Annotated in this window: 6 protein-coding genes; 1 reads left to right on the top strand and 5 read right to left on the bottom strand. The window is 68.1% G+C overall.

Annotated elements, in window-relative coordinates:
* Nucleotides 1-81: 81 nt before the first annotated feature.
* From D3A59_RS16875 to D3A59_RS16895, 5 genes are all read right to left on the bottom strand, one after another.
* Complete coding sequence (locus D3A59_RS16875; RefSeq protein ID WP_119156353.1) at nt 82-1,410, bottom strand: ABC transporter substrate-binding protein; 1,329 nt, start codon at nt 1,408-1,410, stop codon at nt 82-84.
* 77 nt (nt 1,411-1,487) lie between these two features.
* A complete protein-coding gene (locus D3A59_RS16880; RefSeq protein ID WP_119156355.1) occupies nt 1,488-2,552 on the bottom strand; it encodes a branched-chain amino acid ABC transporter permease in 1,065 nt (354 codons plus the stop codon).
* 21 nt (nt 2,553-2,573) lie between these two features.
* Nucleotides 2,574-3,503, bottom strand: a complete 930-nt coding sequence (locus D3A59_RS16885) for a branched-chain amino acid ABC transporter permease (RefSeq protein WP_119156358.1) — start codon at nt 3,501-3,503, stop codon at nt 2,574-2,576.
* A gap of 149 nt (nt 3,504-3,652) precedes the next feature.
* A complete protein-coding gene (locus D3A59_RS16890) occupies nt 3,653-4,534 on the bottom strand; it encodes an ABC transporter ATP-binding protein (protein ID WP_240636094.1) in 882 nt (293 codons plus the stop codon).
* Entirely contained in the window at nt 4,531-6,477 is a 1,947-nt protein-coding gene (locus tag D3A59_RS16895; RefSeq protein WP_119156372.1) for an AMP-dependent synthetase/ligase, read from the bottom strand. Before D3A59_RS16895 ends, D3A59_RS16890 begins: the two co-directional genes overlap by 4 nt.
* Nucleotides 6,478-6,725: 248 nt before the next feature.
* On the opposite strand from D3A59_RS16895, the gene D3A59_RS16900 reads away from it, so the two are divergent.
* Nucleotides 6,726-7,448, top strand: coding sequence for a Crp/Fnr family transcriptional regulator (locus D3A59_RS16900; RefSeq protein ID WP_119156360.1), 723 nt, complete (start codon nt 6,726-6,728; stop codon nt 7,446-7,448).
* Nucleotides 7,449-8,283 lie beyond the last annotated feature (835 nt).

Consider the following 8,283-nt stretch of genomic DNA (forward strand, 5'->3'; position numbering starts at 1 on the left):
GCGCGGCACGCCGCGCTTGCCCGAGGGCTCCGTCGGGAGCCCCGGCCCCCGCGCGGAGGCCGGGGGCGGGAAGGGCGGGGCTCAGGCCTCGCAGTCGGCGACCGCGCGGCGGTCGATCTTCTTCTCGCTGGCGTACTTGCTCGCGGCGTTCTTCACCATCGGCTTCAGGAGCTGGTCGTCGGCCTGGTACCAGTCGGACGTGAAGTTCCACTTCGCGCCGTCCCAGCTGTGGATGCGCACCCACGAGGAGCCCATGTGGTCGGCGCAGGAGGTGCTGACCGGGCGCATCACGCCGGCGAAGCCGAGCGCGTCGAGCTTCTTCTGGTCGAGCGCGAGGTTCTCCAGGCCCCAGCGCACCTGCTCGCCGGTCATGACCTTCTTGCCGAAGCGCTCCTGCGCGCGCTTGACGCCCTCGACGCCGAGCATCGCGGAGATCATGCCGCGCATGTAGAGCACCGAGCCGACCTCCTCCTTCGGGCCGGTGCCCTGGCCCTTGGCGTGCACCAGGCTCAGGATGTTCTGCACCACCTTCGCGTCCGGGTGCGCGCCGTGCTGCATGGTCGCGGCGCTGTAGCCCTTGGCGCCTTCGCCGACGTCCTTCACGTCCGGCTCGGCGCCGGCCCACCAGACGCCGAACATCTTGTCGCGCGGGTAGCCGGTGGCCTGCGCCTCCTTCAGCGCGGTCGAGTTCATCACGCCCCAGCCCCACAGGAACAGGTAGTCGGGGCGCTGCTGGCGGATCTGCAGCCAGGTGGCCTTCTGCTCGACGCCCGGATGCGTCACCGGCAGCAGGCTCAGCTCGAAGCCGTGCATCTTGGCGCGCTCCTGCAGCAGCGGGATCGGCTCCTTGCCGAAGGGCGAGTCGTGGTAGACCAGCGCGACCTTCTTGCCCTTGAGCTTGTCGAAGCCGCCCTCCTTCTTCGCGATGTGCTGCACCAGCACGTCGGCGTTGACCCAGTAGGTGCCCAGCAGCGGGAAGTTCCACTTGAAGACGGTGCCGTCAGCCGACTCCGAGCGGCCGTAGCCGGCGGTGATGAGCGGGATCTTGTCGACCGGCGCCTTCTCGGTCAGCGCGAAGGTGATGCCCGTGGACAGCGGCTGGAACACCGTCGCGCCCTTGCCCTTGAGCCGCTCGTAGCACTCGACGCCGCGGTCCGTGGCGTAGCCGGTCTCGCACTCCTCGAAGCTGATCTTCACGCCGTTGATGCCGCCCTGCGCGTTGACGAGCTTCAGGTAGTCGACGTAGCCGTTGGCGAAGGGCACGCCGTTGGGCGCGTAGGCGCCGGTGCGGTAGACCAGCACCGGGAAGAACTGCTCCTTGGCCTGCTGCGCGGCGGCGGGAGCCGTGAGCAGGCTGCCGAGGGCGGCGGTGGAGATCGCGGCCGCGAGGGCCAGGGACTTGAGCTTCATGTCTGTCTCCGGTTCTGGGGTGAAGGGCACTCTCTGGTGCATGGGGAGGGAGGGGGCTGCGGCTGCCGGCGGCGGCCTCAGTGCGGGAAGGGCCACAGGCGCAGCTTTTCCTTGCCGGTGGACCACAGCCGCGCGATGCCGTGCGGCTCGACGATCAGGAAGAACACGATCAGCGCGCCGAAGATCATGGCCTCCAGGTGCGCGACGGTGGCGGTCGATATCGGGATGCCGAACCAGCCGGGGATCTGGTTGAGCAGGATCGGCAGGATCACGATGAAGGCCGCGCCGAAGAAGCTGCCCATGATCGAGCCCAGGCCGCCGATGATCACCATGAACAGCAGCTGGAAGCTGCGGTCGATGCTGAAGGCTGCCGGCTCCCAGGAGCCGAGGTGCACGAAGCCCCACAGCGCGCCGGCCACGCCGACGAGGAAGGAGCTGACCGCGAAGGCGGTGAGCTTGGCGTAGACCGGGCGGATGCCGATCACGGCGGCGGCGACGTCCATGTCGCGCATCGCCATCCATTCGCGACCGATCGCGCTGCGCACCAGGTTCTTGGCCAGCAGCGCGAACAGCACCACCAGCGCCAGGCAGAACAGGTACTTCTGCACCGGGGTCTCCAGCGGCAGGCCGAAGACCTGCAGGCCCGAGACGCTCACCGAGCCCGAGGCCGAGTCGTTGGTGAACCACTTGATGCGCAGGAAGGACCAGTCGACGAAGAACTGCGCGGCGAGCGTCGCCACCGCGAGGTACAGGCCCTTGATGCGCAGGCTCGGGATGCCGAACAGCACGCCGATCGCGGTCGAGCACAGGCCGCCGAGCAGCAGCGAGGCGATCAGCGGCATGCCCTCGATGCGGACCTGGAAGTTGTAGGCGGCGTAGGCGCCCACCGCCATGAAGGCGCCGGTGCCGAGCGAGATCTGGCCGCAGTAGCCCACCAGGATGTTCAGCCCGATCGCCGCGAGCGACAGGATCAGGAAGGGGATCAGGATGGCCCGGAACACGTATTCCGAGGCCAGCATCGGCACCACGGTGAAGGCCAGCGCGATGAGGCCGAGGATCGCGACGCGGTCCTGCAGGATCGGGAAGATCTGCTGGTCGGCGCGGTAGGAGGTCTTGAACTGGCCGTTCTCACGATAGAGCATGTCGTTCTCCTTCTGCTGCGCTCAGACGCGGTCGATGATCTTCTCGCCGAAGAGACCTTGCGGCCGCACCAGCAGGAACACGAGCGCCAGCACGTAGGCGAACCAGATCTCGATGCCGCCGCCGAGCATGGGGCCGAGGTAGATCTCCGAGAGCTTCTCGCCCACGCCGATGATCAGCCCGCCGATGATCGCGCCGGGCACCGAGGTCAGGCCGCCGAGGATCACCACCGGCAGCGCCTTGAGCGCCACGAGCGACAGCGAGAACTGCACGCCGAGCTTGGAGCCCCAGATCATCCCGGCCACGAGCGCGACGAAGCCCGCCACCGACCACACGATCACCCAGATGCGCTTGAGCGGGATGCCGATCGACTGCGCGGCCTGGTGGTCGTCGGCCACCGCGCGCAGCGCGCGGCCGGTGCCGGTCTTCTGGAAGAACAGCGTCAGGAGAGCCACCAGCGCCGCCGCGATCAGCGCGGCGAACATGTCCTCCTTGCTCAGCAGGATCCCGCCCTCGAAGGTGTTCTCCATCAGGAAGATCGGGTCCTTGGGCATGCCGATGTCGATCTTGTAGATGTCGGAGCCGAAGATGGTCTGGCCGGCGCCGTCGAGGAAGTAGGTGATGCCGAGCGTCGCCATCAGCAGCGTGATGCCCTCCTGGTTCACGAGCTTGCCGAGCACGAGGCGCTCGATCAGCCAGGCCACCACGATCATCACGCCGATCGACACCACGAAGGCCAGCAGGTTCGCGAGCAGCTTGCTCTCGATGCCGGTCCAGGCCGGGATCCACTCGGCGAAGCGCGCCATCGCCAGGGCCGCGAACAGCACCATCGCGCCCTGCGCGAAGTTGAACACGCCCGAGGCCTTGAAGATCAGCACGAAGCCGAGCGCGATCAGCGAGTACAGCATGCCGGCCATCAGGCCGCCGAACAGTGTTTCGAGAAAGAATCCCATGACAACCTTCTTTTCAGTTCGTCATTTCGAAGCGTGAGGCTTCACCCCACAGCGGACCGGACCCGGCGGCCACCGCGGATCCGGCTCTGCCGGGCTGCCGGTGGCGCCCCCTCGAGGGGGGGGCCGAAGGCCGCAGGGGGTGGGCCATGTCAGTGCGAGGTGCCCAGATAGGCCCGGATCACGTCTTCGTTGCTGCGCACCTCGTCCGGGGTGCCGTCGCCGATCTTCTTGCCGTAGTCGAGCACCACGACGCGGTCGGAGATGTCCATCACGACGCCCATGTCGTGCTCGATCAGCACGATCGTGGTGCCGAACTCGTCGTTGACGTCGAGGATGAAGCGGCACATGTCCTGCTTCTCCTCGACGTTCATGCCGGCCATCGGCTCGTCGAGCAGCAGCACCTGCGGCTCCATTGCGAGCGCCCGACCGAGGTCGACGCGCTTCTGCAGCCCGTAGGGCAGACGCCCCACCGGCGTCTTGCGGTAGGCCTGGATCTCGAGGAAGTCGATGATGCGCTCGACCTTCTCGCGGTGCGCGATCTCCTCGCGCTCGGCCGGCCCCCAGCGCAGGGCCTGCAGGAAGAGGTTGCTCTTCATGCGCAGGTTGCGGCCGGTCATGATGTTGTCGATCACGCTCATGCCCTTGAACAGCGCGAGGTTCTGGAAGGTGCGCGCGACACCCATCTCGGCGACCTGGCGCGAGTTCATGTGCCTGAAGGTCTTGCCGCGGAAGGTGATCGAGCCCTCCTGGGGCTGGTAGACGCCGTTGATGCAGTTGAGCATCGAGCTCTTGCCCGCGCCGTTGGGGCCGATGATGGCGCGGATCTCGTGCTCCCGGACGTTGAAGCTGATGTCGGTCAGCGCCTTGACGCCGCCGAAGCGCAGCGAGATGTTCTGCACGTCAAGGATCACCTCGCCGGCGCGGCGGCCCTTGACGGGCGTCGCGTCGCCGTGCGAGCCCGCCAGGGACGCGGACGGCGCGAGCGGGTCGGTGACGACCGCGGAGCGCAGGGTGGGGGCGATGGCGTTCATGCGGCACTCCTCAAGGCCGGGAAGGTCTTGGCGTCGACGATGCGCAGCTCGGCCGAGACGACGCCGGTGCGGCCGTCCTCGAACTTGACCTGCGTCTCGATGTACTGCGAGCTGCGGCCGGCGTAGAGCGCATCGACCAGCACGCCGTACTTGTCGGCGATGAAGCCGCGGCGCACCTTGCGGGTGCGGGTGAGCTCGCCGTCGTCGGCGTCGAGCTCCTTGTGCAGCACCAGGAAGCGGCTGATCTGGCTGCCGGCGAGCTTCTCGTCGGCGGCGAGGTCGGCGTTGACCTTCTCGACGCATTCGCGGATGAGCTCCGCCACCTCGGGCTTGGCCGCCAGGTCGGTGTAGCCCGCGTAGGGCAGGTTGCGGCGCTCGGCCCAGTTGCCCACCGCCTCGAAGTCGATGTTGATGAAGGCGCAGACCTTCTCGCGCCCGTCGCCGAAGGCCACCGCCTCCTTGACGTGCGGGAAGAACTTGAGCTTGTTCTCGACGTACTTGGGCGCGAACATCGCGCCGTCGTTGGGGCCGCCCTTGATGCGGCCCACGTCCTTGGCGCGGTCGATGATCTTCAGGTGGCCGCCCGCGTCGAGGAAGCCCGCGTCGCCGGTGTGGTACCAGCCGTCCGGCGTCTTGACCTCCTCGGTCGCCTTCGGGTTCTTGTAGTACTCCTTGAGCAGCCCCGGCGACTTGACCAGGATCTCGCCGTTGTCGGCGAGCCGGATCTCCACGCCCTGGATCGGGATGCCCACCGTGTCGGCGCGCGCCTCGTGGTCGGGCTGCAGGCAGACGAACACCGCGGTCTCGGTCGAGCCGTAGAGTTGCTTGAGGTTGATGCCGATCGAGCGGTAGAAGGTGAAGAGGTCGGGGCCGATCGCCTCGCCGGCGGTGTAGGCCACGCGCACGCGGTTCATGCCCAGCGTGTTGCGCAGCGGGCCGTAGATCAGCAGGTTCCCGAGGGCGTACTTCAGCTTGTCGAGGCCGCCGACGGGCTTGCCGTCCATCAGCGCCGGGCCGACGCGCTTGGCGACGTCCATCGCCCAGTGGAAAAGCCGGCGCTTGGGTGCACTGGCGTCCTCCATGCGGATCATCACGCTGGTGAGCAGCCCCTCGAACACGCGCGGCGGCGCGAAGTAGTAGGTCGGGCCGATCTCCTTGAGGTCGATCGTCACGGTGCTGGTCGACTCGGGGCAGTTCACCACGTAGCCGCAGGCGAGCCACTGCGCGTAGCTGAAGATGTTCTGGCCGATCCAGGCCGGCGGCAGGTAGGCGAGCACCTCCTCGCGCTCGGTGAGGCGGTCGAACACCGCGCCGGCGTGCGCGCGGTCGAGCAGGCTCAGGTGCGTGTGCACCACGCCCTTGGGGTTGCCGGTGGTGCCCGACGTGAAGAACATCGCCGCGACGTCGTCGGGCTGCGCCTTGTCGACCTCGGCCTGGAAGAAGCCCGCGTTCTTCGCGTCGAAGGCGGCGCCCGCCTCGGCCAGCGCGTCGAGCGATTCGAGGCCCGGCTCGCTGTAGTTGCGCAGCCCGCGCGGGTCGTCGAACCAGATGCGCGCGAGCGCCGGGTACTGCTCGCGCACCTCGAGCATCTTGTCGACCTGCTCCTGGTCCTCGACCACTGCGAAGGCGACCTCGGCGTTGTTCATCGGGAACACGAACTCGCCGGCCACCGCGTCCTGGTACAGCGGGATCGGGATCGCGCCGAGCGACTGCGCGGCGAGCATCGCGGCATAGAGGCGCGGGCGGTTCTCGCCGACCACCACCATGTGCTGGCCGCGGCGCAGCCCCGCCTCGGCGAGGCCGCAGGCGAGGTGGCGCACCAGGCGAGCCAGATCCTGCCAGGTGAGGGTCTGCCAGATGCCGTATTCCTTCTCGCGCAGCGCGGCCGCCTGGGGACGGCGGGCAGCGTGCTCCAGCAGCAGGCGGGGAAAGGTCGTTCGCAGCTCGGAAAGCGCTGGGGTCTGCACCGTGAGGCTCCTTTCGGCCGGACGTCGTGCAGCGGGTCTGCACGTACCATGGCTTGTTGTCGGAACCGATGCTAGGCAGGAAAATGACGCCGGGCTGTCGTTGTGACGACAATCCTAGGGACACCCCGGGGGAGTGATTTCCCGAAGGGGGACGGATGCGCCGCCGCGAGCGGCGCGGAGGCCGGACCGCGGGAGCCGGGATGCCTGAAGGGGGCGGGGCCAGCATGTCTTCGAATTCGCTGCGCGCGCGTGCGCGCCCGCTGAGCGCGGCCGAGCTCGCCGACGTGCACTGGCTGCGTGCACTGCGTGCCGAGGAGCGGGAGCGGGCGGTGGGCGACCTGCGCGCGGTCGAGGTGGCGGCGGGCGAGATCCTGTGCCGCATCGGGCGGCCGCCCACGCACTGGCTCGGCGTGATCGACGGGCTGCTGAAGATGAGCAACGACTCGTCGGTCGGCGCGCCGATCACCTTCACCGGCGTGCCGCCCGGGGCCTGGTTCGGCGAGGGCACGCTGCTCAAGCGCGAACCCTACCGCTACAACATCCAGGCGCTGCGCGCGACCACCGTGGCGGGGCTGTCGCAGGAGACCTTCCACTGGCTGCTCGACACCAGCATCCCGTTCAACCGCTTCATGCTCCACCAGTTCAACGAGCGGCTGGGCCAGTTCATCGCCGCGCGCGAGATCGACCGCCTCACCGATGCCGACTCGCGCGTGGCGCGCAGCCTCGCGGCGCTGTTCCACCCGGTGCTCTACCCGGGCGTGGGCGGGCTGCTGCGCATCACGCAGCAGGAGCTGGGCTACCTGGTGGGGCTGTCACGCCAGCGCGTCAACGAGGCGCTGCACGCGCTGCAGGAGAAGGGCTGCATCCGCATCGAGTACGGGGGGGTGCGGGTGCTGGACCTGGAGGGGTTGCGGCGGCATGTGGCGCGCACGGGGGAGGCGAGCTGAAGGGGGCGGACGGGCACGCGGGGACGGGCGCGCCCCCCTGTGACGGTCGCGCCGACCTTGTGGCCCTTGCCCCTGTCGTTCTGCCGCCGTCGCCGTCCTTGGGGCAGCAGGGCGTGTATTCGCCGTAGAACCAGCAGCGCCCGGTTGTTCCGGCATTCAACGGCTTGTCGCCGCCGAAGGCGGTCTCGGGGTCAGTGATGCTGAGAGAGGCCAGCGGGCTCGTGAAGGTGTGGTGGGTGCTGCCGCTGGCGTCGTTCTTGTGCGGGAACTCGCCCGGGACCAAGTTGCCGCCATGGTTCTTCGGCAGCCGGGCAAGGTCGGGCCCGACCCAGGGGTGCAGCTTGCCAAAGGTGCAGTCCTTGTCGAGGTGAGCGTATACACGACGTAGGGGGCTTCAAGCCGCTCCCGAGCGAATCAAGCGCTATTTCCAGCATTCGTCGGTTCGCTGCACGGCCGGGGCGGGCCTTTGATTGCCGGGTTAATAACCGGCGCCGCTCGTGCCTCAAGCACGTCTTTGTCGTGCTGAGGCACCTCGGGGACAAAACAGTGCGCGCCATCGGCCTGCCTTGCAACGAAATTGCCATCGTGCTCAAGTGTGCTGTCTACAACGTCAAGCGCTTGGCATGCAGGTGAACATGTCCGATTTCTGGGGCGCCAAGCCGAGGCCGGTACAGCGCTCGCCACACCTGCCTCCCGATCTTTGCCTTCCCGTATCTGCCGCCTTGCTGGCCTGGGGGTGCTTCGCTGCCGTGTCGACCAAGTTGCGCTCAGCCCCCAGGGAACTTCGATAAACCGGTTTTCGAGCGAGACGGGACTCAGCAGCGTGCTGGCAGAC

The sequence above is a fragment of the Caldimonas tepidiphila genome (assembly GCF_003569765.1).
In the GTDB taxonomy this organism is placed as follows: Bacteria; Pseudomonadota; Gammaproteobacteria; order Burkholderiales; family Burkholderiaceae_C; genus Caldimonas; species Caldimonas tepidiphila.

What these genes read in the sequence shown, in the direction of transcription:
- D3A59_RS16875 (WP_119156353.1), bottom strand. Translation starts at nt 1,410, where the DNA reads ATGAAGCTCAAGTCCCTGGCCCTCGCGGCCGCGATCTCCACCGCCGCC.
- D3A59_RS16880 (WP_119156355.1), bottom strand. Translation starts at nt 2,552, where the DNA reads ATGCTCTATCGTGAGAACGGCCAGTTCAAGACCTCCTACCGCGCCGAC.
- D3A59_RS16885 (WP_119156358.1), bottom strand. Translation starts at nt 3,503, where the DNA reads ATGGGATTCTTTCTCGAAACACTGTTCGGCGGCCTGATGGCCGGCATG.
- D3A59_RS16890 (WP_240636094.1), bottom strand. Translation starts at nt 4,534, where the DNA reads ATGAACGCCATCGCCCCCACCCTGCGCTCCGCGGTCGTCACCGACCCG.
- D3A59_RS16900 (WP_119156360.1), top strand. Translation starts at nt 6,726, where the DNA reads ATGTCTTCGAATTCGCTGCGCGCGCGTGCGCGCCCGCTGAGCGCGGCC.